The sequence below is a fragment of the Streptococcus sp. Marseille-Q3604 genome (assembly GCF_916619785.1).
Lineage (GTDB): Bacteria > Bacillota > Bacilli > Lactobacillales > Streptococcaceae > Streptococcus.
In genome coordinates, this window is sequence record NZ_CAKAKM010000002.1 from 417,732 (window position 1) to 443,497 (window position 25,766).

The following is a 25,766-nucleotide window of genomic DNA, read 5'->3' on the forward strand; positions in this document are numbered from 1 at the left end:
ATAATATACAGGACCTCAAACCTGAATAAATTAGAGAAACATTAGCGTTTTTGAGAGCATTTCCGCCTAAAAAGTTCTATTATTGGGTTAAAATGCTTGAAAAATAAACTATTATCTTATTTTTGAAAGCGTTTTAATTAAGATGTAGTCAAAAATAACTCCTTTGAAAATACTCTTTCTTATCAATACCTCGTCTCAGAATAACAAGTTTCCAAAAACTGATACACAAATCAATTGGATTGTTTTACTTCTCTTATTTCAGACGAAATAGTTCTTCCACTTGTTTATTTAAGACTTGTGCTATTTTTAAAGCCATTTCCAACGAAGGGTTGTAGCGGTTATTTTCCAAGTGAACAATCGTTTCTCTCCGTATTCCTACTTGATCTGCTAAATCTTGTTGAGTCATACCATAAGCTTCCCTTACTTCTTTCAAGTTAGTCTTTATTTTACTTTCTTTCGCCATATCTCATCCCCTTTTTTCAGTGATAAAGTAAGTAATGGCAAATAATAAGAGTAAAAAAGCCACCAAAATATAAAGAAATCCAGCATTTAAAACAAAAACTTTGCAGACGGCTATCAATGTTGCAATTCCCAATAATATAAAGATTGCTATTGTAAACAAAATGGAAGAGGACTTTGCAATATTTCTATAGAATCGTTCATCAGGTTCTTCATTAATTCTCTTGAATAAGAAGTAAAACATTAATAACAATTGAACACTTAATCCAATTCCTAACATTATATTCTTAATCAAAGAACCAGGAGTTAGAAGCCAAACTCCAATAGTATAGATTGAGGACGAGAGAAATACAAGCACTGTATATAATTTTGCAGTAATCCCAAACATTTTTTTCTCTTTCTTTTGATAGGTTGATTTTGAGAGGACCGATAGCATCGTACAAACCAAATACGAAGGAAGCCAAGCCGTCGTCATAATAGCACCTTTCGCTAGAATCGGTAGGTGATTCCCCAGCAATAATACTAAACATACAACAATAAGCACGCTAGCGATATAAAGGATTATCTTTAAGTTCTTCGACATTTTCATTTTAGTCACCTCTTTTTAGTATGTTATAAATATATCACACCCTGTCTGTTATAAATATATCACATTGTTATAAGAATTTCAAGATGAAGACAAAACACAAATAACATTTAAGTCATTTTTTTCAGAATCCCTTACCAAAAGGCAGCCATAAAGCAAAGCTTTGATGAGCTTAAAACGTTGATTTAATCGTATTGATTAACGTTTTGAGTGCAGTGGTTGCCATCCAATCAAACGTCGCTTCGCTTATTTTCTTGGGGCAACTATGCATAGCATATCTCTATGCGACTAAAGTCGCTAGAGTTATCCTAATTGCGCACCGCTAATTCTCATACAAAAAAAACACCTTGCAAATTGCAAAGTGTTTTCGTTTGTACTCTGCTGTCCAGTAACGAATTAACGTTTTGAGAACTGGCTAGCTTTACGAGCTTTCTTAAGACCTGGTTTGAACTGCCTAAATCTCTATAGTCTTCAGAATACCATTTCTTTTTGATTTTCTACCAGTACATAGCTAACAAATTTTCATCTATTTTTAGAGTATTTTATCTAAATAGGGCAAACTCTTCCTATTATAATATATAAATCGAGTCAAAATATCCAAGTTTGCCCTATTGTTTAAAATGATAATCTTATAAATTTAGTAATCTTTTAGTATTATCACTTGACAAATACCTTTATTAGTTTTAATATGATAGTATCAACTTGATATTAATTATAGGATGAAACTTAAATGACCGAACTAGAACTTTATAGAAGCTTGTCGCGAAATAATAATCTGAGCAAATCTGAAATGAATGTTGTTATTTTTTGCTATGAATCGGAGCATACTTCTAAAGAGATTGGTGCTCACCTTGGTTGGCAATCTCCTAATGTTGCTAGATTATTAATAGCTATGTTTAATAAAGGTATGCTCAATAGACATCAGCTAGAAGATAAAAAAACTTATGTTTATAGAACTAATGTTTCCAGTCCTGTACTTGGAATAAAATAATAATGATAGTAATACTATCATATTATTTTATTCCTTTGACTATCAAGTATATAGTATTTCATTGATAGTTTGGAGGTGTTATAAAAAATAGAATTACTATTGATTAATAAATTATAAAAGGAGACTTTATGCTAAAAATAATACAAATAAATTTTAACGATTATTGTTCTGCTCAAAATAACACTACTAATATTCTAAAACTATTGAATCATGACTTTGATATTATCTCAATATCAGAGATTTGGAATTACAACCTTTCTAAACTTCAGCATACGGAAAACTATAAATTATTTAGTCCATTAGCTTTAAAAAATATTTCTTTTAAGCAAATCACAACAGCTTTGCTTATTAAAAAATCAATAGTAAAAAAATATAGTCTTAAACAGTCCCAACCTTTTCTTTCTGAGAATCCCCTTCAATATAGAAATTGTTACTTAACAGGTTCTAATATTGAAATTTGCTCAGTATATATCCCTACTGGTTCACCTAATCAATGGAACAAAGAAATTGCTCTGGAAAAAATTACTAATTTCTTTTCAAGTAACAAAGTAAAAATACTACTGGGGGATACAAACTGTGATGCAGAAAGATTCTTTTACGATTATCAGGAAGATTTTTCTTCACAATATAATTGGGACAGCCTTCGTACTAAATGGAAAAATGTAGTCAATAAATACTCCGCTTGGAATATTGCAGAGATATCCAAAGGAAGTAAAATTACACTACCTAAATGCGGAACTCATATTGATCACATTTTGACAAATCAACAAGTTATAGAAGCAATACATGAAAATTTTATTGAATCAGACCATAAGGCTGTAATAGCTAAGGTTTTAATAGAGGAGTAACCAATATGGCACAAATAGGTTTTATGAACAATCCTCATATTTTATTAATTCAAACTAATAAAGAAAATATCATTGCGGAAGATATTATTTTGGACTATTCAGATACAGACATCGTTTTCCCAGTGCTAGATGAACACATAGCAAAAGGACAAGAATTTGAATTCATTTTTGGTCATGATATTCTCGTTATTGCTGATCCACGTCACACACTTCATGGAAAAAATATAGAGGCATTTTTTAATGATGAAATGATTCCCATTTCTAGTTATGGAGACTGGTTCGCTTGTTTTGGAATCATCAAAAAAGAAGATGAAACTTTTATCGTAGGAGATATTAATTTGAAAAATCACCTTGATTTAAGGAAACATCTTAGTATTAGAGACGGAGAGTCACTGATGCCCATTGAGTTTAAACTTGAATAACAAAATGAAGTCAGTTGAACGACGGCATCCTAGGATAAAACACGCTACACCTCACAAGCAACATACTGTTGCTACACTCGCAAAACAAGCTGGGGTTCCACTAGAAGCAATTTCTGAAACCTTAACTCATAGTGACAAAGAAATTACAAAGACTTATGTTAATACTAAAGATGTAGTAAATCAAACTGTTGGTGAAATTGCATTTAGGAATCTTAAAAATTAGGTCAGGGAAATTTCAGGGAAACTATAGATTTTTTGATAAAAAAAGGCACCCAAGAGATAACTCTTGAATGTCTTGAAAGGGTGATATAATCGTATTGATTAACGTTTTGAGTGCAGTGGTTGCCACCCAATCAAACATAGCTTCGCTTGTTTTCTTGGGGCAACTGTGCATAGCATATCTCTATGCGACTAAAGTCGCTAGAGCTATCCTAATTGCGCACCGCTAATTCTCATACAAAAAAACACCTTGCAAGTTGCAAAGTGTTTTCGTTTGTACTCTGCTGTCCAGTAACGAATTAACGTTTTGAGAACTGGCTAGCTTTACGAGCTTTCTTAAGACCTGGTTTGACAAGGACTCTTTTCTTTTAATTTCAAAAAGCTTCTATCACAACATTCTTTAATACCACTATCGGAAAAGATTTCAATAAATTTGAATGAATCAGTTTGAATCAGGGAAATTATCACTTCACATTATACTAATGTATCATTTGCCCCTAAAACGTTACTAATACTAATATTTATAGTATATAATAGAAGAAAACGGAGGTCAATAATGATATATGAAGAACTAAAGGCTAATATTATGCCTGCAACGGTTTTATTAAATAACTTTGTTGATAACGAAAGTTATTCAAACTATGAGTACTTCCTAATGGAATATCTCAATCAATCCCTATTCTTTCAAAAAAAATCAGAACATCATGTATATGAACACCCTTTAAGTGAAAGCAATTCTGAACCCGATGCAACCTCACCTTCTTACGAAATTGACTTTAAACTTCTAGCTTCAAGATCCTATCTCAGAGGACTGCGATTAGCTGGCCCAAACGTATCAGTTCCATGCAAAGGTGTAACAGCTTACAGCTCACCTAGAGAACCGAATAAAAATTTTAGAGTTGGCGAGATTCATAAAATATTTAGATCCTTAACACTCGATGATATGCTGTATTTACGAGCAAATCAAAACAAAAAACCTCTAAGTGATGAAATTGATATTCTAGACGTCTTGAATACAATAGAAACAGAAAAAAATTTACTACTTTTCTTCCCTTATAGGTTCTCTACTAAACAAGAAATAAAGCAAGATGGATTAACACTTGTTGTCAAAGAAGCTCTAGAAAATGACTTTATTGAATTAGCAATGTACCGAAGTCGCTCTGTTCCAAAATTTGAATCATATATCGTTACCGAATGTAACGACTATTTCATTCTATTCACATTCACCCCTGCAGGCTTTAAATACCTAGAAAAAATTGAGGTTCACAGGCTACCAACCTATATTAAGTTACTTGAATATTCCAACCAATTTAGATAAATAATCTTCACCATAACAACGATTTTCCGAAAAATACTTATTTTCTCGAAACTCGAATTCCGTTATAATAGATATTTTCCACTTTTACCACTATAATGGAAACTCGTTGTTTCGCTCTTGTAATACTACCTTGATAAAATTGAAAGAAAGGAGATTTTATCATGAAGAAATTTATAAGTATTACTCTTTTAGCTTTAACTACAATCATTTTAGTCGCTTGCTCTAGTCAAAACAAACAATCTTTAGATGGGGACTATTATTGGATCTCTAGTGAACGAAACGAACCTGCCTTTACTATTAAAGACGGTAAGGGTACGATCCAAAGAGGAGAAGCGGACACTTTTACAGTAGATGAAGCAAACAGTACCTTTGAGTTATCGGGAAGTGATGTCTCTAACTCTACAGTAAAATATGAGCTCAAAAATAGCACGATCACTACTAATTTGACTGGTACTGAACGAACCTATTATAAAAAAGATAGCGAAGCATACAATAAAGCTTTAAAAGAAAATGGATATAACTAAAAGGAGATATAATAATGACAAACTTAGATGATCTATACGAAAATCTTTATGTTTTCGTCAGAAATTTCGAAATCCTGATTCAAAAGAATGTCTTTCATAACCAATATACCGATGAAATAAAGGTATTTGGGAATGAAATCATCTCTCTTTGTAAATCGAAAAAATTCAATATCACAGCATCAGACCTAATGAATCTGAATTCATTTAATGAACTACTCAATAAGGTAGAAAATCAAGCAAAAGCCTACCTGATTAGCCAGGTCGAATCTTTCTTCCGAGACATTATCGAGCCAACAAAAAGTGAACTACTTACCTTTGAATAAAAGAGAGTAAAAATTGAATCTCACACAAAGCTAGACAATAAATTTTATTTTTGAGTGAGGTTCAAACTCGTGACGTAGTACCTTGAAAAAATTAATGAAAACCATTTTTTAATTATAAAATACATTACTCTTTTTGAGCTATAGTTTCCAACACCCCTAATTGATCTATGTAATTACTAAAATGCTCTGCGCTTTCTCTATCATTTACATCAACCGTGATTGTTTCCTCACTATTGTGATAAGTAAACGTTTCTTCTTGAGACTCAATTAATAGCACAGCTTCTGGCTTTGACTTACTTCTAATAATTTTTACAAACCAAACATATGAATCAATTTTATGCTTAGAAGAGAAGTCCTTCGAAAAACCAATTTTGTCTTCTAAGGGTTGATAATATAAACCTTCTTTTCGTCTTAATTTGAAAAAATCAAACGAATCTATATCCAAAGCGGGTATTAGATGGTTTCTTGGATAGGACATCTCCAACTCGCACCTTAGAGAATCCAACTTAGTTACACCATTGTTGACAGGAAATACCTCTTCATCTTCAACTACATATAACGTGGCTTTTAATTTCCCTTGAAGTTCAATATAATCGCAAAAGTATTCAAATATAACTTCTGGAGATACCCTCCATTTTTTTATGAAATCATTTTCCTTTTTTTGTTCTAAAAATTTAGTATTGAGTTCGCTAATAGTATTCTTTTCCAAATGTTCCTTGTAATATTTCATAATGAGATCAATTACTGTAATGCCAATCATTAACCGTAGTTGCCATCCATCCAAATTAAATCCAGATTTCGATGAGAGAACAGCTAAAATACCTAGAGAAATATCAAGAGCTAGCACTATCCAAGAATATACACTGATAGTTAAGAAACGTACATTATTTAGATACTTCACTTTATTATTTAATATTTTTTTCATTTTTCATCTAAATGATACGGCGCGTAAATTGACGCGCCATATTTTTTTTGTTACAATTAATATAGTTGATAAAGTACAGAAAGACTATTCAAGTTTGCTTCTTGAAGTTCATCTTTTAGATGGCTTTGTCCAATCCTATCCAATACTAGGTAATAGTTTTTACGAAAAATACTCCTGTCTAAATCAACTCCAAGCTCTTCCCAGGTATCATATGCTAACTCTTGAAAATCGTGACTAGCATTGTCAAGGATATACTCTATATTCTCCTTCAAGGATAACAGTTTCTCAATAACTTTAGGAAAAATAGTTGAATTATATTCAAAGCTTCCACCAGCAGAGTATGAATCGCGCAAAGAAGGTGTGAAGTAAAAATACTCTCCCAGTAGATACTCTGTACTTCTTCCATATTCCCCCCTAAATGTCCCACTAGGATAACGCTTAATTAAATCATGGGGGAATAAAACAAAAGTTTCGGCCAACACCTGATTTCTAACTTCCTCCGTCAAATCTTTAAACTGGATAGGTTTAACAGATTCAGTTTCTTGTGGAATATACCACTTGGCCTTATCCGTACTTCTTTTTAGATATTCCTGCAAAAAGGCAATACGCTCAGGCTCTGTCATTTCTCTTAATTTGAAATATTCATCTGAATCTTTGAATACTGAGTCGGTTATTTCTGCTCTCATATCTATTTTAAATCGTGGACTATGGGTAACAGCAATACCAGTTGTAACTTCCCAATAAGGCTTGTATTGCACTTGATAAGCTGATTCATCATTATTTAAGCTACCAAACAATAAATATATTTCCGAATAATCTTCATCTGTAATACTTTCAAAGACAGAGTTTCCATTAGTTGTCCACTGTGATTTCTTCCTACTTTTTAACTCAAGGCCATATTTTTCATTTCCAATCACAATCTCTAAGTCTGGAAAGTGATGACCATAAAAAATATTATATGAAAACTCTAACTCATCTTTAAGAGTATCTAACACCTCTGGGACTAGCTTTTCAAAGCCGTTGTTAGTGCCATTGCTAACTGTATACTTACTTGTAAGATTTTGTCTATTCTCTAATTCCTCTGATAGACGGTCTAATAGTTTGATTATTTTCATTATCATACTCCTTTTTAGAAAGAACTTACATGACTATGACTTATTTTCACGACAATACCAATACAATTAATACACTTGATATTCAAATTGCAGATGATACCCCGAAGTTTAATGTACTTAGCTTATTTTCAGGTGCTGGGGGAATGGATTTGGGATTTCGTGGAGGATTTCAATTCTTAAATGAAGTCTATTCTCAAAATCCATTCAATCTATTATTCGCAAATGATATTTTTAAACAAGCCGTAGATGTTTATGAAACAAATTTTGAACATAGTGTTGAAAGAAAAAGTATTGTTGATCTTAATAAAAGTGATATCGACCGCAAAATTAAAGAGAATGCTAATTCCCTAGAAGTTCCTGAGATAGATGTTCTTTTAGGAGGATTTCCATGTCAAACATTCAGCTACTCTGGGAAAAGAGGAGGGCTTAGCGACCCAAGAGGACAATTATATTTGCAAATGATAAAAGTCCTGGATTATTATAGACCAAAGTTTTTTGTAGCCGAAAATGTGGACGGTATACGAAATTCACGTAAAAATCAAATCGGAGAAGATGTTGATAAATCTGCATTGGATACAATCTTAGATGATTTTACACAGTACGGCTATACAGTACAATATAAAGTTCTAAATGCAGCTGATTTTGGAGTTCCACAGAATAGACGACGTGTAATAATATTCGGAATACGAAGTGACCTAGGTGACCTATCGTCTCAATACTATCCCTTACAATTATTTGATGAAACAGGGACGCAGACTGGTCGTCCATGGCGAACTTCTTTAGATGGGATTGATGATATTTGGGATAAGATCAATGATCCTACTATCCCTAATCATACAATACGAGATATATCCAAGGCAAAATTCTACCCAGGTAAAAAAATGCAAGGAAACAATCAAATTTCTCCAGATAGACCCTCTCCAACCATTAGAGCTGAACATCATGGTAACATAGAAGCACACTATCGTAATATAAATGGTGAACTCCATTCTGATGATATGGAGACCTGGAGAAGACTGAGTGTCCGGGAGTGTGCTCGATTGCAATCATTTCCTGACTCATTCAACTTTACCACTAGTGCATCTTCAGCCTATAAAGCTATTGGTAACGCTGTCCCTCCTGTCATGGCTTGGCATATTGCAAGAGCAGTTTACTATTCTTTACAAAATATTCAAAACTTATAACTATTTTAACATGTTTCAATAAAAAGAAGAGGCAAAACCTCTTCTTTTTTCTGAATTTTTATATTCTAATAAATTCATGTCGAATATACTTAAAAAATCTCACCTGATTGAACTGATTTTCTACTCTCACTTCAAAATAAAAATAATGATCTCGTCCATCCTTGGCATTTTCCTTATTCAACCTGAAGTAGTTTGTCTGATTCATCGCCATGGTTCGAAGTATGTCATCAATGAGAAAAGTAAGTGGAGTATTCATAGCTGAATATTTTTGGAAATCTTCTTCAAACTTGATATAGCTATCTGAGAAGTAGTCAATTTGCAATTTATCTTCATACAATTCTTTTCTACTCATACTCAACCTCTTCTGTTAGATTGATACGCAGGATATCATCAATATTGATTCGTTGGTATCCATCCTTAGTTTTAAAGGAAATATCTGATGACGATACTCCGACAACTTCGCCATACAGTGAAAGCCTTTGTTGCTTACTTTTGACAACTAATCTAGCTCTGAGTTTGCCTACATAGAGTTGACCTAGTAGCATGAGCTTATCTGCCATGGTCAGGTCAGTTGATAAATCTACCTTGTTACGTTCATCTACAAGTGAAGTTGTATGCTCAGATAGGAAGAAACCCATCCATTTAGCCATACCTCTGTCTTGGTGCTCCCTAGCAGATTGAAAAGGGAGATAACTTCTATCAATCATCTCAAACCATCTAATCCACCAGCTGAATGTCCACCAATGAGTTTGCTTCGTGCTCGACTTCTGGATGCTTCTTCTAAAGCATTAGCTCGTAAAAGGGAAGTGAAACCAAACTCATTTCGGATATTATCAATCGCTGATTGGAGCCTTTCTTCTTTTTCTATTTGTTCGACATCATCGAATAGGGAGATGAACCCAAAAGACTCATCTACAAACTTTGAATAGTTAACGGCTACACTTCGGACTGCTCCCGAAGTGTATTTTTTATGGAATAATTCCAAGACATGGTTTATCAATGTATCTGTATTATTAGTTGGTTCAACAGTCATCTGTGCCTGGAGCGAACGCCTGTTTTCCGATTTTGAAAAGCCTAAAGAGATTGAGACACACATTGTTTTCTTGTGGGCTCTTCTAAGTCGGATAGCGACTTGCTCCGCCATCTCACGCATGATAATTCCAATATCTCTTTGCTTTGTGTAATCACGTGGTAAAACCTGTGAATTCCCTAATGCTTTTGATTTAGGCTTATATGGCTTATGAACATTACTTTCGTCAATACCATTAGCATGAAACCAAAGATCCACTCCTGCAACACCTAATGAACTTTTCAAGATATCGGGATTAAAATTAGCCAAATCCTTGATTGAATAGATACCTAGATTATTTAGACGTTTTTCCATACGATTTCCAATTCCCCAAAAATCAGTCATTTTAGGGATAGCCCAGACTTTGGACTCAACATCTTCATAAGACCAGTTAGCACGCATAGTTGGAGTCTTTTTAGCTTCATTATCCAAAGCCAACTTGGCTAATAAAGGGTTTGCGTTAGACATCCCCACTGTGGAGTAGATACCAGTTTTTCGCCAAATATCCTTTTGTATTTTAGCAGACACCATATCTAATTTATGTTTACGGGATATATTCTTATCAGGAATGAAGTAGTTTAGGGATGAGGTCAAGTCTACAAAGCCTTCATCAATAGAGTAGGGATAAATGTCCTCTGGGCTACCGTAGTTGTTTAGGACTTCTTGTATCTGCATATTGACCTTGATATACTCATCCATTCGTGGTGGTACAATTACTGTCACTTTCGCCCATTCTTCAATATAGCGAACGTATTCAGGGGTTGTTGGTAATCCTTGTCGTTTGGCATTATAGTAGGAGAACTTTCTTGTCTGAATATCAAAAGGTAAGTCATAGGAACGCCCTACGTTGGATTTTCCAAAGACCTTTTTGAACATGGGAGAAGATGCTAGAATAAGCCCTGTTGAATTATCTGCTCGACTCATAACACATAGAGACGTTTTTAGAGGGTGCAAACCCCTCTCTACACACTCAACACTGGCATAAAAGGACTTCATATCAATAAAGGCAATATCACTTTGAGGTTCTCTCGAGTAATCAAAGTACCCCATAACCTAATCCTCCAAAGGCATAAAGTTTCCCACAATCAGACCGACAACACGTGGTTCATCTTTATAAGGAGCTAGCATATCTTTATACTTAGGATTGATAGAAACCAACCGTAACCCTTCCTCTTCACGATAAACTCGTTTGATATAGGTCTTACCATTCCAAACAACTGCATAGACAGCTCCATCATAATCAAAACCTGTTTCTCGAATTAGGGCCACTGAACCATTTTCATACTTAGGTTCCATAGAGTCTCCAGACACCCAAGAAGCAAAGTCATGGGCTAACTCTTCGGTGAAATAAACCATATCATAATTTTTATCGTCATAGATTGCAGATCCAATACCAGCTGACATTTCTTCGTATACACGATAGGCAATCCGCTTTTCTGTGATAGAAACAATTTTTTCCTGCTCACTCTCTGCTAGAGCTTTGACGTAGTGTGTTGCCTTTTCTTTGTTTTCGGGGGACAGGATGTTGTAATAACGGACAATATCAATCTCAGTGAAATAGCCCTTGGGTACCTCTAATATTTTCTCCAATAGTTTCATATTATCTTCAGTCGGTTCCTTTACTCCACGCTCCCAATATGATACTGCTGGAATAGAAATACCGAGTTTATTGGCTAAATCAAGCTGTGTCATTTTCAACTCTTTTCGCCTTGCTTTTAATTTCTCTGGCTGATACATACTCTCACCTCACATCAATAATAATTTAAACTCTGCTTTCTTTTTGGCTTGTTCTTCAGATAACTTGCTCTTATCCCAAGCATAAGCAATACTTTTTCCTTTGTTGTACAGCAACCAAATCTTGACATACTTTTCCTTTTCTATAATCTCTGACCACAAATCTTGATTTAATAGCTCAGAAACTTCCTCACTGGTTACAAAACCACTCTTGCTCAATTTCTGAATAACTGACTCAATCGGAGAGGTGTGGTACTGATTAAAGTCATCCGCAATCTGATCTTTTATCTTGTGAAAACAATGGTGAATACTGGTATTTTGACCACCAATGTACTCGTCGACTGCTCTTCTAATTTCTGCTTCCAATCCAAGATGATATTCTCTCAGCAAATCAATAAGACGGTAAGAAAGAGCCTCTTTAGACACTCCTAATGAGATTTGGACTTCTTCAAAAGTATGGCAAGCATAATAAATTTTAGAAAGAAGAACGATATCTGGCATAAGTATAAACGCTGAAAAGATATTAGCTTCTCTCTCAATCTGACTATCCTTACTATCAACTGACTCTGCAAAATAGCCACCTTCATGTTTTAAAAGGAAGTGTCCCAGCTCATGACAAAGCGTAAAATTTTGTTTTGTAATTGGGTTTTCTGCTTCGTAAGAAATACTAACACCCAATTCATCAATGACTGTCAATCCCTCAATTTTTCGACCTGAAAAGTGGTGGGGAAGCACCAAGATTTCATTTTCTCCTACATAATAGTCAAAGAAAAAGCGAAAGGTATAATTCAGTAAAGGAATATCTTTATTCTTTATCAATTGATACAGTAGTTGCTTAGCTCTTTGTTGAGTCTCTACATACAAATCTTCCAACTTGTACCTCCTTTTTTCTCTGGAAATACAAAATTTAACCATTTAGTTAAATTTATTATATAAAAAAAGTAGACGAATGTCTACTTTCACTTCAAAAACAGTATAAATTATCTAATTGATTTCACTTCACTATTATTATCAATTATTTTTGCAAAATTATCGATATTTAGCGACTCGGTTAGACCTATCTTAAATGTTACTCTTTTATCCAGATTTATATCAAAGTGATGTCTAGGATGATTTTCTTTCTCATGCTTGGGATCATTATCATAACGAATATATCCAAAATCCATTGATAGTAAATCATTAACCATATAAAAGAGATCTCTATTATCTTCTCCGTTTGTAGAATAATATATTTCCAACATTTCATTCAACCAAGTATCTCCCCAGTCATAGTCGCCACTATCAATTAGATTAATTATAAAGGTTAACCTTGATAGAAAATAGGCATTAATTTCCTTATCAATACTCGAGTGTTTGTAACGTATTAAAATAGGATCATCTTCTACATTGATCGTGAATGGAAAATGAAAAGAATGTATTGTATACATTTCTGCATAGCTATCATCTTCATATAGATTATAATAGAATACTCTTTGCTGACTCTCCCCACTCGTATCAGGTTGAAACACTTTAAAAACATCTCTTGACTCTTCTGTAGTTATGCGTTGTTGCAAGGTAAGAGAATTAGGTGTCAGTAATTTTTCGACAGTTTTTAGAAGAATCAGTATTATATCTTTCCTATTCCGAAATGGCTTTGATAATAAATAACTTAATTCTCTATCAATATAGAATGTACAACATTTACTCATTCAAAATGTTTCCTATTAGTTTCGATTATTTCTTGAATTTCATTTACTGTTGCTGTTGTATCACCATTTAAAACAGCTACAAGATTCTTCGCTTGTTTTAGGTTAACTGAATTTAACAAACCAAGCTCATTTAGAACTTTTTCTACCTTCTGCTCAAATGTCAATGAACTCTCAACCATATTTTTTAAATCTTCTTCATTGATAACTTCTTCTGAAGATGGTTTTTTTATTTTTGCTGTTCCTGTAGTTAAAATCTCCTCTAATAATGGACTATACTCTTGATATATTTGACTGTTTGATGAACCTAGAATTAAATATGAAGTTAGAAATGATCTTGTCATCATCATGTATACTGTATTTCGAACATTTACATCATCAGTTATCTTGTCAAGTACAATTCCAATTAAAAATGAAAATTCTAACCCTTTAACATTATTTTGGTTACTTATAAAAACCCTCTTTTGTCGTCGAGTCCTATCTTTACTTTCATAAATTTTTTGAGTTCTCCAACCAAATTCGGTTATAATCATTGTACTAACCATATTGGCTAATTCATACCCAATATTTTGTTTTGATAAGAAAACTATACCAATATCGCCAGGTTCGACATTTGGAAATTTTATTTTTATATCAGCTATAATTTGCTTCACTAAAGAAACTATTGAATCATTATCTTTCTTTAAAAATAATTTAGTGGGAACAACAGTATCACTATTTATATCGCTAAATCGATTAAGTGGTTCTCTGCTAAAATTATAAAACTGATTCTTGCCTTCTTCATCTTTTTTAATCGTATATCCAGAAGTTTTCCAAGCATCATCTTCCAACCATTTTATTATTGGTTTATCTTTTATCCCAAAACCTAAAAACTGTGAAAACATAAAATTTCTCGGATCAGTACGATAAACTTTATTTAGTGTAAAGTCAGGTTTTTGTATCGTTTTTGATTTGCGTTTAAATATTTCTTGAAAAATATCACTTGCAAGAATTACTTGTTCCGAGGCAACCAACTGACAGAGTTCAAAAAAAGAATCCGGAAAATCCTGTGCTTCATCTACTAGCACATAACCAAAACACGGTTCAAAATCTCCCAATTGTTGTAGTTTCTTTATTTGATCAACAGCAAGTCTACAAACACCATCAAACCCCATATAACCTGAATCATTCAAATTGATAAAATCAATTTTATACTTTGCACAAATATAACGATAAAAACCTGAATTTGGATTATACAGTGATCCCCAACTACTCATAACTTTAACACGTTCATCAATATCTGAACGTTCTGATATTTTCATTCTATCAAAAAAGACAGGAATTCGTTTAGCAATATCATTTGCAAGTACTTTACTATAACATGTGAAGGCTATATTTGATTTTGTCTGCGTATACAAATTCACTAGACGATGAAACAAAAGTTCCGTCTTACCTGTTCCAGCTAGTCCTTGAATTGAAATTCTTTTTTTCTTCAGATTATCATAAACAAATCTTGTCTGATCCCCATCAAATTGTACAATTCTTTTCTTTACAGCATCTAGTAAATTTTCAACAGGTCCTCCCTTATCAGGGGTATTGATAGATCCTGTAATCAAGGATACTAAAATCTTTAAAGTGTCATTATCATCACCTTCGACGCAATAATCACTTATTACTTGCTTTGTTATTTGTGAAATCTCCAAATCATCAGTAATTAGATGATTCCATCTACGGCTATTCCCTACTTTCTTTTTAAATTCAAACATTTCACTAAGAGTTGTTATAGAATCTATATAATTACCAACGTAGTCATCAAAATCATCTTCATTTACATTACTCAAATGTGTAAAGATAATATTCGTTTTCGGTATTAAAATAGAGAACGATCCAGATGAATCTTCTGATTGTTGACCATTCAAACTATATAGGGGGTTCTCAATAACATAAATAGTCCCCTCAATTTCTTGAGTCAACTCTTTTAAAGTATTTCGTAAGTTCAAGTACTCATCTGACTGAGATATTCTTTCAGAAATCTTCTCATAAAATCTATCATTACCCATTGATTTCACTCCTATTTCCTAGTTCATTCAAATCCACTTCGAATAACTGCGATATCTTCACAACATGTTTAAAACTAGCGTTTCTAAGTCCCTCTTTCTCCCATCTTATGATACTTCTTTCAGAGACTCCGAGTTCTTTTGCCAGCTGTATTCCTGTAATTCCTTTTGCTTTTCTCAATTCTTTTAGTCCCATTGTCTTTAGTCATCCTTTTCAAAGAGCTTTTTCCGTTCCTCCATAAAGGCAATTAACTCTTGTCTGAAAAGAGATTTCTCTTCATCAGTTAAGCCTTCTGAATTTTTACGGAAGAGGATTTCAATATCCTCTAACTTATTATTCGTAATTTCTTCATCAAAGTTACCAACTAAATAATCAATTGTTACGTTTAAAATTTGAGCAATCTTAACAAGATTTTCTTGGGTTGGTTTTTTAGTCCCACGTTCCCAAGAAGCATAGGCTGGTTGCGAAATTCCTAGTTTTTCAGCTATTTCAACTTGGGTCAATCTAGCTTGTTTTCGTGATTCTTTTAAGCGTTCCGAGAACCCCATATTTACTTCCTCAAAAAATTTAAATTTTTTCCAATAATCCCTTGACAAATATAACCTATGGTTATATAATCTAAATATAGCTATTAGTTATATTGGTTTTAAAAATAATAACGCCAATCAACTAAGGCATTACGATCATTGAAAATTGAATAAAAAAGTGCGTCTGACAACCAGAGGACTGACTATCAAACTACACTAAACTTCGTATCTTTATTGTAATCTATTTGATAGGTAAAGTCAAGTCCGTTCATGGTTGAAGTTGGGATATAAAACAAAAAATAACTATTTTTGTGGATCCACACGCATTTCGGACTTTAGCACTTTTCCGAATAGTAAAGTGAACTGGCTTCACCAAAAGGCGTAAGAGAATCTTATGGGCATGATAATGACTACCTGAAGAGATTGGCCGGGCAAGCGATGGTAATTGACGCAAAGCACCTTGCTAAACGTTGCCACCGTGGAAAGAGGAATCTTTCCAACCAAACAACTTTTCTTTACTGCTGTCTATCTTTTGAGATGGACTTACTCTCAAGCTACTAAGTCTTTTTTATCTTAGTAGCTTTTTTACGCTTACAATAAAGGAGAACCCTATGACAAACTTTTTTCGCATTACAATGTAAACGCCTCTACGATAACTATGAATTCACCTATGGCATGTTTAGCTACTCGCCTAAACTACAAGCTAAACTCTATACACAAGCTCTTCTTGACTTAGACCATTTAGTTCAAGAAGCCCGTAGAAATAGCTATCCTAGCGGTGATATTCAGTTCTATAGTCGACAGTTTAAACGTAAATTATTTACCCACTATTACTCAAGAGTGAAGCAACTAGCTTAACTCTTTTTCTTTTGCTCAAAATCAGAAAGGAAAAATCTATGATTCCAGAAACACTTGTCATGAAACCTGACTTTATCGGCCCTGCTTACTATGAAAAACTAGGGAATGCCCCTCGCTTTATCTTTGGCAAAGAAGGTAAATACCAACGTCATATTCTTAATAGCGAAAAACATGGGGCCTTCCACGTTATCACACCTGCTTCTACAACGGTCTTCCCAGAAGATGCTCTCGTAGAAGCAATCAATCCGATTTTTCTCTCAGATACGGCTCTAAACGGTAATTCAGTTGCCCCAGCTCTCAATGTCTTTGCGGAAAAATTAGTCCTAAAAAAATAAGAAAGTAAAGGAGAAATACATATGGCTAAAATCGGATTAAACTACGGAGAAAAACTACAAATTGCAGACAAGACCTATCGTGTCATTACAGATGGTCTTAATGTGCCTGAAGTCCTTGGAAAACTATCTTTCCGTGGCATTGAAGGCCCTGATATCATCTTTGAAGAAGACCGTACCCAACGCAACCCTGATGGCTCATTTGTTCAAGTTAACACTGGAGAAATCCGTGGGATTGTTGTGGCAATTCATTCTTCTGTCCAGCACGAAACTCTCTTTTTCACCATTGCTGATATGGCTCAGTCTGAAATTGAAGACCTTGGGATTAAATACCGAGAAGAGGTAGAGCTAGAAGATATTGTGATCACCCATACTCACGTTAACCGCAATGATATTTATAAGCTCTTTGCTTCTAAAATCAAGAAAAAAAATGGAGGGACACCTATCAAGGAAAACAAACCTCTAGACAACAAAAAGGATAATTAGGAGGTGATGCACTATGAAACTCTTTACCTATCGTGGGATAAGAGTTAGGGCCTTTTATCGTCATATTAGGGGAATTACCTGGTTTATCTGGTGGTTCCCTTCTTTGTTAGCTATTGGACATTATTGCTATCTTAACCTAGAAGAATTGAAGGACCATCCCTTACCACAAGTTTACTTTATCGGGGGTGTCCTTGTTGCTTCTTGTTTGGTGGCTTACCTACTGAATCGCATGTGTTACGAGAAAATCGTCTTCTTCCAAAAGCTCAATAGCCTACGGATTTTGTCTCGCTTCCTGATCGAAAACAACCTCTATTTGATTAAAAATATCAGGCGTGAAAACAAAACGATTGAAAAGATTATCCTTCCTCAAGTATATTTAAAACAGTCTCGCTACAAGATTGAAGTCCATTTTATTCTAGAAGGCAATAAATTTCAGGACCGTTTTCTCAATCTTGGGTCGACTCTTGAAGTCATGTTTAATGGGGACTTTCGTAATAAAACCTTCGATAAACGGTTTATCACCTATGACATTGCTATCAACCGCATTGATAGCCGTATCACCATTAACGAGGTCGAGGTCAAGGGATCTAAACTCCAACTTATGACAGACGTCACTTGGGACTATATTGAAGAGCCTCACCTACTCATTGGTGGAGGAACTGGTGGCGGTAAAACCGTAGTCCTTATGACTATTATCTATGCACTCGCTAAGATTGGCTTTGTTGATATCTGTGATCCAAAGAACTCTGACCTAGCTGGACTCAAAAAGATTCCCGTCTTTCATGGTCGTGTCTATACAAGCAAAGAAGATATCATCCAATGTTTTAAAGAAAACGTCGCCTTCATGGAAAAACGCTACGAGCTTATGTCTACCTCACCCAAATTTCAAGCTGGGAAGAACTTTACGCACTACGGCATGACACCCAAATTCATCCTTGTCGATGAGTGGGCAGCCCTTATGGCCAAGATTGACCGTGACTATAGCCTTCAGTCGGAACTCATGGAATACCTCTCTCAGCTCGTCCTAGAAGGGCGTCAAGCTGGCGTCTTTATCATCTTTGCCATGCAACGGCCTGATGGAGAATTTATCAAAACAGCTCTTCGAGATAACTTTATGAAGCGTCTCTCAGTTGGTCACTTGGAATCAACGGGTTACGACATGATGTTTGGAGATGCTAACAAAACCAAAGAATTTAAAAAGCTCGATGAAATCAATGGCGTCAAGGTTAAAGGTCGAGGCTATATCGCTAATAATGGCGACTTGGCTGGCGAATTCTTCTCCCCTTACGTGCCACTTGATCAAGGCTTCTCTTTCTATGATGCCTACGCAAAAATCCCTATTATGGAATATGATGGCGAAGAATTTGAAGTTTTTGAAGAAGTCCGACCTCAACCAGAAACGATTGAATCAATAGAGGATGAAGATACTCTAAACACTGATACTAACCAACGTCCGCTCAAAGAATTTGCGGAGGAACAGGACCTTAAAATGGCGACACTTCGAAAGATCGTTTATCTCTTACAAGAACAGGGGATTGATTTTGAACGATCGGACTCTGCCATTCTAGTCGACCCTTTTCAAGAAGAGCTCCTTCTTGAAATTCTTATCCACTTTGAGGAGGAGGGACGCAAATCTTATCCAAGAGCCGTTGAAGCGGTGCTTAGTCATCATGGGCTAGGACAAGGGCAAGGGCAAGCCTGACCACAGGTCAGGCGCAGACCGTAGCCCGAAGTTCCTAGGCCATGATGAGACTTCAACCCCCGATTTCTAATAGGGGGGTTACATTTGGCCAAAGTGCCACGTCCACCCCTCCTCATTCCTTGTGGGAGTTGAGTTTTCAAGATTTAGAAAGTGTGTCACTTTGGTCCAAAAAGTGTGTCACTTAATCAAAAGGAGGTGTTCCCATGAATGACTAAAATGAGTCCCTTTCAGATCAAAAACTTCAGAAAACAAACAGGCCTCAGCCAAAAAGCCTTTGCACAAGCCGTTGACTTACCCGTAAGAACTTACCGCTCCTATGAATCAGGAGAAAGAGGACTCACCATTGACAAGTTCCGAGAACTCAAAGAAAAACTTGGTTACTATCAGGAGTGTCACAAAAACAATCTCAGGGCTCACATCGACTATTTACGATTAGCCTTCCCAAGTCTACGAGATTTAGAGGCTTTCTGTGAGAACTTTCTTTTTTGTCACTTAAGCGAATTTACCGACCAAGAAACACGGCTCATGAATTATACCCACTTGTGGCAACGAGGAAACATTTGGATTTTCGATTTCTTTGATAAGTCTGCGACCAATAACTACCAAACGTGTCTTCAACTCTCTGGTCAGGGCTGTCGGGAGATGGAACTCCTCTTAGAACACAAGGGGATTTCTTGGCAAACCTTTCTTCAAACTATTCTCTATGCCTACCAGGATGTCAGGGTAAAACGCCTCGATATCGCTCTAGACGAACTCTATAAAGGCTATGGGCACGAGGAGGAACATGTCCAAATCCCAAAGCTCATTGAGAAGCTCTATGCCAAAGAAATTGTCCTAGATACCATTCGAAAATGGAATATCACAGGTGGGGGATCCTTCACCGATAACGAGGACATGGAAGCCAATCACGGTCTTTCCCTTTACTTTGGGAGCCGACAAAGTCAGCTCTACTTCAACTTTTATGAAAAGCGATACGAAATCGCTCGTATGGAAAATATCTCCTTGGAAGAATCCTTGGAGATTTTTGGTATCTGGAACCGCTACGAACTACGCTTTTCAGACCAGAAAGCCCAAGGGGTTGTGGAGGAATACATCAACGGTGTGGATCTCGGAGAAATCGCAAGAGGTATCGTGAACAAGGAAATCCAAGTCTATGATGGTGTCACCCGTTTTGGAGCCTATAAGCCCGATGAAAAATGGCAAAGACTCTTTGGAGGGGTCGAACCCTTGAAACTCTCAACCAGTCCACAGCCCTATAGTATCGAACGGACCATTCGCTGGTTAACCTATCAAGTCGCAAATTCTCTTGCACTCGTTTCTGAAGCAGACAAAATCATGCAAACAGAATACATGAAGATGATTCAAAATAGCGGTGAAATTACTGATCGTGGGGAGGCTATCTTAAGACTCCTCAAAACCAACAAACACTATGAACACTAGAAAGGAAATCCCTTATGGAATACAAAGTCGAAATCAATTCACTAAACAACTTTAAAGCCTGGTCTGGTGGACTAAGTACCTTAAACACTGTCCGTGAACGTGGTGGGATAGATACCCTAACCACTATCTGTGAAGACCTCTTTTCCGGGGATACCCCCACCGACACTCAAATTAATGATTGGCTTTGGTTTGATACAGACTTTATTTACCAGGCACTAGGCTACGAGGACCTCCTAGAGGGCTAATTCATGCTCAAAAAAATCTATCAAGCAGACTTCCTCCTTCTTCCTGATCAGGAGTTCTGGAAAATGTATATCCTCCTTAGGAAAGGGAAGGACTTCTACTATGAATGTGCTGGAAGATGTACCGAAAAACTTCCAGATGATAGGGGCTTCTACGACTATGAACATGCCTGTTTCACACTAGACGGTCAGGTTCTGACTCTCAATAAACGGATGCGTCCTTCTCTCATTGCCTATATTCAACAGACCATCAAAAACAATCACGACACATTTAGAAAGGAAATTGATATGGCTACTAAAACGATTTTTGAAACCAAAGTTGGACAAGTTACCAACGAACTCGGAGAATTACTCAAAAAGAAAGACTACAAACAAGCTTGGACCAAGGCTGGAGAACTAAATGCTCTTCTTAAAAAAGAAGAAGCCAAAGACCTAAAACCTGAGTTAGTCGAACAACTCCATAATGAGTTACGAGGCTACTACTACATCAACAGTGAGATTGAAAAGGCTAATAAGCGCCTCTATGCCAAAGGTTCCAAACTCATTGAACTCGCTAGTCTCTAGAAGGAGGACCTATGATAAAAGCTAAACGATACTTACTAAAAGCAAGGGAATACCTCTCAAACTTTAAAAAGGTGGAGAAAAAGGGTGGCCCACCAAAGCTAAAAGTCACTACGAAAAAGACCGTCAATCTAGTTGTTATCGGAGGAATTGCTTTCCTCCTTTTTGTTGGTCTTACGGGTGCCATCCGTGCCATCACGCTCTCAAATAAAGTGGGAACACTACAAGCTCAAGTGGAAGCAAGTCAAAAACAGAAAACACAACCTGTGGACGCCAATCGTAAGTATGACTACAAGCTCCAGTATTACCTCAATGACTATGTCTACGCCTACTTCACCCTACCACAAGAAGGGGATAAACAACAAGCACAAGTCGAACACCTTAACAGCTTTTATAATTTCGTCCCAGATGTCAAAGCACAAGGCCAAGTGCGTAATCCAAGTACCTTGCTCTACTCACAATTAGTCACGGTAGAAGGCAAGGTAGCCACCTACAAGGTCAAATACAAGGAAATCATCCAACATGACAAAGACACCGAGGAAAAAGAACTGGTAACGGGATTTAATATTCCCTTTGATGAAAAAGAAGGGAAATACTACGTTTCTGGACTCCCTTGGTTCTCAGCCATTGACTCTTCACAAGCTGGACACTTTAGCGAAGACGATCAACTCCAACTCACAGCTAATGACCACGTCTCAGACAGTCAACACAAGAAGGTTGAAAAGTTTCTCAAGGTTTTCTTTACCAACTATACCACTAACCAAGACAACCTCAACCTCATTGCCAAGAACGTTGCTATCGTAGCCAACACCACCTTTAAAACGATTGACTATACCTATCTTAAGAAAGATGGGGCTAGTCTCATTGCCTATGTCCAAGCAACCTTTGAGGTAGGAGGAACAACACACTCTGAAAACTTCACCTTCACCCTCTCAGAAAAAGACAAGAGCTACTATGTCACAAAACTAGAACACACCATTCCTCTCAACTACGCAAACGATAAAGATTAGGAGAACTCTATGAATACAGACAATCTACGTACCTTCCTCCAAGGCGATGGGATTTGGATTCTCACCGCTATCGCTGTTTTGTTAGCTATCAAAGCTTGGCGAAACAGTTCTTGGCTTCAACTCTTCTCAGTTGTTGGGTTCTACGCCGTCATCGTCTCAATCGCAAAAGGACAAGATATCCTAAAAGTGGTCGGCTGGTTCCTACGACTCTTTGGTATTGATTCAGGACTTTAAGTATGGCTGACGAAAGACTCTATGACTACAGTAAGGGCTTAAACGCCCCCTATTGGATCCAGGAAATCAAGACAAAAAAAGGGACTCGCCTCTGGTACTTCGCAACACCGATGCAATTGTCCTTTTTCATTGTCTTTACCTTCGTTTTTGTAGCGATGTTGCTCTTTGGAGGATTCATCCTGGTTCCCCTCGCAAAATTCACACACTCTATTTCACTACTGCTCTATTGGTACCTCCCCTATAAACTTGCTAAATTCTACACCGAGTACGAACCACACGGTAAGAAGATGCACGTTTTCATCGGAGACTACCTGATTTACTTCTGGGATTTCAAGCTCAATAAAAAAGCGATCTACCATGAAGACCGCATAGAGCCTGTAGAAGAAATTGTCTTTGAAAAAACAAATCTATAGAAGAGGAGGTCCTATGAGTATTACCTTAACCTATCCTATTAGGGAAACCCATGAAAATCTAGCCCTCAAAAAAGATCGAACGGTGGTAGCCTATTACCGTATTCCCAATACTCCCATCACCATTACAGATGAAGAGAAAAAGGGCAAACACAAGATTACAGTTGCTCAGATGATGAAAAAGCTCCAGAAAAACAAGTTCTTTGAGATTTCACTCATTCCCAAAGACTATCTCTTAGAAGAGAAAATGAGGGACTTTTCGGAAGCATTGGCAGATGATAGCCGTGAACTGGGAGAAGAGCTCCTTCTTTACACGGTTGACCGTCTCACAGATGAAATGGAAATTCCTTATCAGTTTGATTGGGTTGTGGGCGTGATCTTACGCAAACAAAATCAAGGGGCAACGGTGAAAGACTTGGCCTATGAGAGTTTTAATGAGTTCTCGGAGAAAATCGCAAAAGGTCTTGGCTACGAATACGCATTGAGTCCTACCTGGTATGACGATTACAGAAGTGACGAATTCACTATTTTCCAAGCTTTTTCCGTCCTACGTGCCAAACGTCTGACCAATGAAGAGCTCTTCTACTACCAGCGGATGCAATACCTCCGCTACATTCCCCACTACAAGAAGGAGGTCCTCGCTAATCGCTCCCAATTTAACATCACAGATACCCTAATTAAAGTCCTAAAAGGAGGCTTCCTCAAGCTCGAAAGTCCTTATGGGTCTTCCTTTGTGACCATTCTTCCTGTTGGAAAGTTTCCTGTGCAATTCAACGGCTTTCACCTAGGCGAATTCGTCCAACGCTTGAACTTTCCCGTAGAACTGCGTATCAAAGCAGAATTTATTGATACCAACAAAATCAAGGGGAGAATGGGACGCTCCAATACCCGTTATCGAAACATCATGGAAGAAGCTGAAAACACAGACACCGTCCAACAAGATGAAATCATTATGGGCTCTATCTCTTTAAAAGATTTGATGAAGAAAGTCGGAAACAAGGAAGATATCATCGAATATGGCGCCTATCTCATCGTCTCTGCTTCTAGTGTCAATCAACTTCGTCAAAGACGACAAGTAGTTCTCAACTATTTTGATGATATGGGTGTTGAAATCAGTGAAGCCTCTCAAGATGGTCCTTACCTCTTTCAAGCCCTACTCTACGGGGAAAACCTCCAAAAGAAAACACGCACTTGGACACATATGGTCACAGCTCGTGGATTTTCAGAACTTATGCCCTTTACCAATACATCCTCAGGGAACCGTATCGGTTGGTATATCGGCCGAGTGGATAACTGGACGGGACGTTGGGACTCTATCGCTAAAGCCATTGATTCCTCTAAAAACATCGTCCTCTACAATGCCACAGTCGGTAATAAAGAAGATATCGCTGGAAAGATTACCAAGAACCCACATATCATTATTACGGGTGCGACAGGACAAGGAAAATCTTTCCTCGCTCAGATTATCTTTTTAAGTGTGGCTTTACAAAATGTCAAAACCCTCTATATTGACCCCAAACGAGAACTCAGAAATCACTATCAGGAAGTAATCAACTCTCCTGAATTTGCACGACGCTACCCTGAACGAAAAAAACAGATTGAACACTTTAACTTTGTAACACTAGATAGCTCACTGCCATCAAACCACGGAGTCCTAGACCCCATTGTGGTTCTTGATAAGGAACAAGCTGTAGAGGTCGCAAAGAACATGCTCGAGTTTCTACTACAAGCTGTCGATGACGTGACGATGGACCAGAAAACAGCCATCACAGAAGCCATCAATGCTATCGTGGAACGTCGAGTAGCTGGTGAGAACGTCGGGTTTAAACATGTCCTAGAAGTCTTAAGAAAGGCTTCCTCTTCTGAGATTGCCTCCGTTGGGCGCTATCTGACGTCCATTGTGACAAACTCCATCTTGGAACTCGCCTTCTCAGATGGCACAACCCCAGGACTTAACTATGAGTCCCGAGTCACTATCCTAGAAGTCAATAACCTCAAGCTCCCAAAGGATGACTCCACAAAGATTTCAGACCACGAACGAAACTCCATTGCTCTCATGTTTGCGCTTGGGGCCTTCTGTACCCACTTTGGCGAACGCAATGAAAATGAAGATACCATTGAGTTCTTTGACGAAGCTTGGATTCTCATGAAGTCCGCAGAGGGAAAAGCCGTTATCAAAAATATGAGACGTATTGGACGCTCTAAAAACAATACCCTAGCACTGATTACACAATCTGTGCATGATGCAGAAAATGACGATGACACGACTGGATTTGGGACCATCTTTGCCTTCTATGAAAAATCTGAACGTGAAGATATCCTCAGACACGTCAATCTTGAAGTCACTGAAAGTAACCTCGAATGGATTGATAATATGATTTCTGGTCAGTGCCTTTACTACGATGTCTACGGTAATCTCAATATGATTTCCGTCCACAATCTCTTTGAAGATATTGATATGCTTCTAAAACCTATGAAAGCAACAGTCTCTTCAAGTCTTGAAAATAAATACGCTAGTTAGGAGG

30 protein-coding genes and 1 pseudogene are annotated in these 25,766 nt (G+C 36.6%); 18 read left to right on the plus strand and 13 right to left on the minus strand.

The window, feature by feature from the left end; all coding sequences use genetic code 11:
- Positions 1-253: 253 nt before the first annotated feature.
- Both LG375_RS06325 and LG375_RS06330 read right to left on the minus strand, forming a co-directional pair.
- Positions 254-463 (minus strand): helix-turn-helix transcriptional regulator, encoded by a 210-nt coding sequence (locus LG375_RS06325; RefSeq protein WP_070654583.1) that lies wholly within the window; start codon positions 461-463, stop codon positions 254-256.
- 3 nt (positions 464-466) lie between these two features.
- The gene (locus LG375_RS06330; RefSeq protein ID WP_070654585.1) at positions 467-1,048 is read right to left on the minus strand and encodes a hypothetical protein; all 582 of its coding nucleotides are present in this window, start codon (positions 1,046-1,048) and stop codon (positions 467-469) included.
- A gap of 727 nt (positions 1,049-1,775) precedes the next feature.
- On the opposite strand from LG375_RS06330, the gene LG375_RS06335 reads away from it, so the two are divergent.
- The 7 genes and pseudogenes from LG375_RS06335 (at position 1,776) to LG375_RS06365 (ending at position 5,690) form a co-directional block, all read left to right on the plus strand.
- Positions 1,776-2,036 carry a hypothetical protein gene (locus LG375_RS06335; RefSeq protein ID WP_225745498.1) on the plus strand — a complete coding sequence of 87 codons (261 nt, stop codon included), beginning with the start codon at positions 1,776-1,778 and terminating at the stop codon, positions 2,034-2,036.
- A gap of 128 nt (positions 2,037-2,164) precedes the next feature.
- A complete protein-coding gene (locus LG375_RS06340; protein ID WP_225745499.1) occupies positions 2,165-2,884 on the plus strand; it encodes an endonuclease/exonuclease/phosphatase family protein in 720 nt (239 codons plus the stop codon).
- 5 nt (positions 2,885-2,889) lie between these two features.
- Positions 2,890-3,306 (plus strand): hypothetical protein, encoded by a 417-nt coding sequence (locus tag LG375_RS06345; protein ID WP_225745500.1) that lies wholly within the window; start codon positions 2,890-2,892, stop codon positions 3,304-3,306.
- Positions 3,299-3,529: pseudogene (locus tag LG375_RS06350) on the plus strand (site-specific integrase); the annotation flags it as partial. The gene LG375_RS06345 and the pseudogene LG375_RS06350, both read left to right, overlap by 8 nt.
- A gap of 552 nt (positions 3,530-4,081) precedes the next feature.
- Positions 4,082-4,843: a hypothetical protein gene (locus tag LG375_RS06355; RefSeq protein ID WP_225745502.1), complete on the plus strand. Its 762-nt coding sequence runs from the start codon at positions 4,082-4,084 to the stop codon at positions 4,841-4,843.
- Positions 4,844-5,004: 161 nt separating this feature from the next.
- Complete coding sequence (locus LG375_RS06360; RefSeq protein ID WP_225745503.1) at positions 5,005-5,367, plus strand: hypothetical protein; 363 nt, start codon at positions 5,005-5,007, stop codon at positions 5,365-5,367.
- A 14-nt stretch (positions 5,368-5,381) separates the two neighbouring features.
- Complete coding sequence (locus LG375_RS06365; RefSeq protein ID WP_225745504.1) at positions 5,382-5,690, plus strand: hypothetical protein; 309 nt, start codon at positions 5,382-5,384, stop codon at positions 5,688-5,690.
- A gap of 124 nt (positions 5,691-5,814) precedes the next feature.
- Here the strand turns inward: LG375_RS06365 and LG375_RS06370 are convergent, their stop codons facing one another.
- Both LG375_RS06370 and LG375_RS06375 read right to left on the minus strand, forming a co-directional pair.
- Positions 5,815-6,615, minus strand: a complete 801-nt coding sequence (locus tag LG375_RS06370) for a hypothetical protein (RefSeq protein WP_225745505.1) — start codon at positions 6,613-6,615, stop codon at positions 5,815-5,817.
- Between the two features lie 56 nt (positions 6,616-6,671).
- Positions 6,672-7,730 (minus strand): hypothetical protein, encoded by a 1,059-nt coding sequence (locus LG375_RS06375; RefSeq protein WP_225745506.1) that lies wholly within the window; start codon positions 7,728-7,730, stop codon positions 6,672-6,674.
- A 35-nt stretch (positions 7,731-7,765) separates the two neighbouring features.
- On the opposite strand from LG375_RS06375, the gene LG375_RS06380 reads away from it, so the two are divergent.
- Positions 7,766-8,914 (plus strand): DNA cytosine methyltransferase, encoded by a 1,149-nt coding sequence (locus tag LG375_RS06380; protein ID WP_225745507.1) that lies wholly within the window; start codon positions 7,766-7,768, stop codon positions 8,912-8,914.
- 58 nt (positions 8,915-8,972) lie between these two features.
- On the opposite strand, the gene LG375_RS06385 is transcribed toward LG375_RS06380, so the two are convergent.
- From LG375_RS06385 to LG375_RS06425, 9 genes are all read right to left on the minus strand, one after another.
- Positions 8,973-9,266 carry a DUF5960 family protein gene (locus LG375_RS06385; RefSeq protein ID WP_225745508.1) on the minus strand — a complete coding sequence of 98 codons (294 nt, stop codon included), beginning with the start codon at positions 9,264-9,266 and terminating at the stop codon, positions 8,973-8,975.
- Positions 9,259-9,621: a hypothetical protein gene (locus LG375_RS06390; protein ID WP_225745509.1), complete on the minus strand. Its 363-nt coding sequence runs from the start codon at positions 9,619-9,621 to the stop codon at positions 9,259-9,261. The genes LG375_RS06385 and LG375_RS06390 overlap by 8 nt, the downstream gene beginning before the upstream one ends.
- Positions 9,618-11,033, minus strand: coding sequence for a Y-family DNA polymerase (locus tag LG375_RS06395; protein ID WP_225745510.1), 1,416 nt, complete (start codon positions 11,031-11,033; stop codon positions 9,618-9,620). The genes LG375_RS06390 and LG375_RS06395 overlap by 4 nt, the downstream gene beginning before the upstream one ends.
- Before the next feature lie 3 nt (positions 11,034-11,036).
- Positions 11,037-11,720: a helix-turn-helix domain-containing protein gene (locus LG375_RS06400; RefSeq protein ID WP_225745511.1), complete on the minus strand. Its 684-nt coding sequence runs from the start codon at positions 11,718-11,720 to the stop codon at positions 11,037-11,039.
- Between the two features lie 9 nt (positions 11,721-11,729).
- Positions 11,730-12,590 (minus strand): ImmA/IrrE family metallo-endopeptidase, encoded by an 861-nt coding sequence (locus LG375_RS06405; RefSeq protein ID WP_225745512.1) that lies wholly within the window; start codon positions 12,588-12,590, stop codon positions 11,730-11,732.
- Between the two features lie 107 nt (positions 12,591-12,697).
- Positions 12,698-13,405, minus strand: coding sequence for a hypothetical protein (locus LG375_RS06410; RefSeq protein WP_225745513.1), 708 nt, complete (start codon positions 13,403-13,405; stop codon positions 12,698-12,700).
- Positions 13,402-15,441 (minus strand): AAA family ATPase, encoded by a 2,040-nt coding sequence (locus LG375_RS06415; protein ID WP_225745514.1) that lies wholly within the window; start codon positions 15,439-15,441, stop codon positions 13,402-13,404. Before LG375_RS06415 ends, LG375_RS06410 begins: the two co-directional genes overlap by 4 nt.
- Positions 15,434-15,634 (minus strand): helix-turn-helix transcriptional regulator, encoded by a 201-nt coding sequence (locus LG375_RS06420; protein ID WP_225745515.1) that lies wholly within the window; start codon positions 15,632-15,634, stop codon positions 15,434-15,436. Before LG375_RS06420 ends, LG375_RS06415 begins: the two co-directional genes overlap by 8 nt.
- A 5-nt stretch (positions 15,635-15,639) precedes the next feature.
- Positions 15,640-15,987, minus strand: a complete 348-nt coding sequence (locus LG375_RS06425) for a helix-turn-helix domain-containing protein (protein ID WP_225745516.1) — start codon at positions 15,985-15,987, stop codon at positions 15,640-15,642.
- Positions 15,988-16,862: 875 nt separating this feature from the next.
- Here LG375_RS06425 and LG375_RS06430 point away from each other — a divergent pair.
- The 10 genes from LG375_RS06430 (at position 16,863) to LG375_RS06475 (ending at position 25,762) form a co-directional block, all read left to right on the plus strand.
- A complete protein-coding gene (locus tag LG375_RS06430; protein WP_002948327.1) occupies positions 16,863-17,159 on the plus strand; it encodes a hypothetical protein in 297 nt (98 codons plus the stop codon).
- 21 nt (positions 17,160-17,180) lie between these two features.
- Entirely contained in the window at positions 17,181-17,642 is a 462-nt protein-coding gene (locus LG375_RS06435; protein WP_061455631.1) for a hypothetical protein, read from the plus strand.
- A gap of 13 nt (positions 17,643-17,655) precedes the next feature.
- Complete coding sequence (locus LG375_RS06440) at positions 17,656-19,344, plus strand: FtsK/SpoIIIE domain-containing protein (RefSeq protein ID WP_225745517.1); 1,689 nt, start codon at positions 17,656-17,658, stop codon at positions 19,342-19,344.
- Between the two features lie 207 nt (positions 19,345-19,551).
- The gene (locus LG375_RS06445) at positions 19,552-20,784 is read left to right on the plus strand and encodes a replication initiation factor domain-containing protein (protein WP_225745518.1); all 1,233 of its coding nucleotides are present in this window, start codon (positions 19,552-19,554) and stop codon (positions 20,782-20,784) included.
- Between the two features lie 14 nt (positions 20,785-20,798).
- Positions 20,799-21,029, plus strand: coding sequence for a hypothetical protein (locus LG375_RS06450; protein WP_070655027.1), 231 nt, complete (start codon positions 20,799-20,801; stop codon positions 21,027-21,029).
- A gap of 3 nt (positions 21,030-21,032) precedes the next feature.
- Positions 21,033-21,590 (plus strand): conjugal transfer protein, encoded by a 558-nt coding sequence (locus LG375_RS06455; RefSeq protein ID WP_225745519.1) that lies wholly within the window; start codon positions 21,033-21,035, stop codon positions 21,588-21,590.
- An 11-nt stretch (positions 21,591-21,601) separates the two neighbouring features.
- The gene (locus LG375_RS06460; protein WP_225745520.1) at positions 21,602-22,597 is read left to right on the plus strand and encodes a conjugal transfer protein; all 996 of its coding nucleotides are present in this window, start codon (positions 21,602-21,604) and stop codon (positions 22,595-22,597) included.
- Between the two features lie 9 nt (positions 22,598-22,606).
- On the plus strand, positions 22,607-22,831 hold the full coding sequence (locus tag LG375_RS06465; protein WP_021144863.1) for a hypothetical protein: 225 nt from the start codon (positions 22,607-22,609) through the stop codon (positions 22,829-22,831).
- A gap of 2 nt (positions 22,832-22,833) precedes the next feature.
- A complete protein-coding gene (locus LG375_RS06470) occupies positions 22,834-23,244 on the plus strand; it encodes a conjugal transfer protein (protein WP_175062245.1) in 411 nt (136 codons plus the stop codon).
- A gap of 13 nt (positions 23,245-23,257) precedes the next feature.
- Positions 23,258-25,762, plus strand: a complete 2,505-nt coding sequence (locus tag LG375_RS06475; protein ID WP_225745521.1) for an ATP-binding protein — start codon at positions 23,258-23,260, stop codon at positions 25,760-25,762.
- Positions 25,763-25,766 lie beyond the last annotated feature (4 nt).

Coding starts and splice junctions, on each gene's coding strand:
- LG375_RS06325 (WP_070654583.1), bottom strand. CDS start 463: ATGGCGAAAGAAAGTAAAATAAAGACTAACTTGAAAGAAGTAAGGGAA.
- LG375_RS06330 (WP_070654585.1), bottom strand. CDS start 1,048: ATGAAAATGTCGAAGAACTTAAAGATAATCCTTTATATCGCTAGCGTG.
- LG375_RS06335 (WP_225745498.1), top strand. CDS start 1,776: ATGACCGAACTAGAACTTTATAGAAGCTTGTCGCGAAATAATAATCTG.
- LG375_RS06340 (WP_225745499.1), top strand. CDS start 2,165: ATGCTAAAAATAATACAAATAAATTTTAACGATTATTGTTCTGCTCAA.
- LG375_RS06345 (WP_225745500.1), top strand. CDS start 2,890: ATGGCACAAATAGGTTTTATGAACAATCCTCATATTTTATTAATTCAA.
- LG375_RS06355 (WP_225745502.1), top strand. CDS start 4,082: ATGATATATGAAGAACTAAAGGCTAATATTATGCCTGCAACGGTTTTA.
- LG375_RS06360 (WP_225745503.1), top strand. CDS start 5,005: ATGAAGAAATTTATAAGTATTACTCTTTTAGCTTTAACTACAATCATT.
- LG375_RS06365 (WP_225745504.1), top strand. CDS start 5,382: ATGACAAACTTAGATGATCTATACGAAAATCTTTATGTTTTCGTCAGA.
- LG375_RS06370 (WP_225745505.1), bottom strand. CDS start 6,615: ATGAAAAAAATATTAAATAATAAAGTGAAGTATCTAAATAATGTACGT.
- LG375_RS06375 (WP_225745506.1), bottom strand. CDS start 7,730: ATGAAAATAATCAAACTATTAGACCGTCTATCAGAGGAATTAGAGAAT.
- LG375_RS06380 (WP_225745507.1), top strand. CDS start 7,766: ATGACTTATTTTCACGACAATACCAATACAATTAATACACTTGATATT.
- LG375_RS06385 (WP_225745508.1), bottom strand. CDS start 9,266: ATGAGTAGAAAAGAATTGTATGAAGATAAATTGCAAATTGACTACTTC.
- LG375_RS06390 (WP_225745509.1), bottom strand. CDS start 9,621: ATGATTGATAGAAGTTATCTCCCTTTTCAATCTGCTAGGGAGCACCAA.
- LG375_RS06395 (WP_225745510.1), bottom strand. CDS start 11,033: ATGGGGTACTTTGATTACTCGAGAGAACCTCAAAGTGATATTGCCTTT.
- LG375_RS06400 (WP_225745511.1), bottom strand. CDS start 11,720: ATGTATCAGCCAGAGAAATTAAAAGCAAGGCGAAAAGAGTTGAAAATG.
- LG375_RS06410 (WP_225745513.1), bottom strand. CDS start 13,405: ATGAGTAAATGTTGTACATTCTATATTGATAGAGAATTAAGTTATTTA.
- LG375_RS06415 (WP_225745514.1), bottom strand. CDS start 15,441: ATGGGTAATGATAGATTTTATGAGAAGATTTCTGAAAGAATATCTCAG.
- LG375_RS06420 (WP_225745515.1), bottom strand. CDS start 15,634: ATGGGACTAAAAGAATTGAGAAAAGCAAAAGGAATTACAGGAATACAG.
- LG375_RS06425 (WP_225745516.1), bottom strand. CDS start 15,987: ATGGGGTTCTCGGAACGCTTAAAAGAATCACGAAAACAAGCTAGATTG.
- LG375_RS06430 (WP_002948327.1), top strand. CDS start 16,863: ATGATTCCAGAAACACTTGTCATGAAACCTGACTTTATCGGCCCTGCT.
- LG375_RS06435 (WP_061455631.1), top strand. CDS start 17,181: ATGGCTAAAATCGGATTAAACTACGGAGAAAAACTACAAATTGCAGAC.
- LG375_RS06440 (WP_225745517.1), top strand. CDS start 17,656: ATGAAACTCTTTACCTATCGTGGGATAAGAGTTAGGGCCTTTTATCGT.
- LG375_RS06445 (WP_225745518.1), top strand. CDS start 19,552: ATGACTAAAATGAGTCCCTTTCAGATCAAAAACTTCAGAAAACAAACA.
- LG375_RS06450 (WP_070655027.1), top strand. CDS start 20,799: ATGGAATACAAAGTCGAAATCAATTCACTAAACAACTTTAAAGCCTGG.
- LG375_RS06455 (WP_225745519.1), top strand. CDS start 21,033: ATGCTCAAAAAAATCTATCAAGCAGACTTCCTCCTTCTTCCTGATCAG.
- LG375_RS06460 (WP_225745520.1), top strand. CDS start 21,602: ATGATAAAAGCTAAACGATACTTACTAAAAGCAAGGGAATACCTCTCA.
- LG375_RS06465 (WP_021144863.1), top strand. CDS start 22,607: ATGAATACAGACAATCTACGTACCTTCCTCCAAGGCGATGGGATTTGG.
- LG375_RS06470 (WP_175062245.1), top strand. CDS start 22,834: ATGGCTGACGAAAGACTCTATGACTACAGTAAGGGCTTAAACGCCCCC.
- LG375_RS06475 (WP_225745521.1), top strand. CDS start 23,258: ATGAGTATTACCTTAACCTATCCTATTAGGGAAACCCATGAAAATCTA.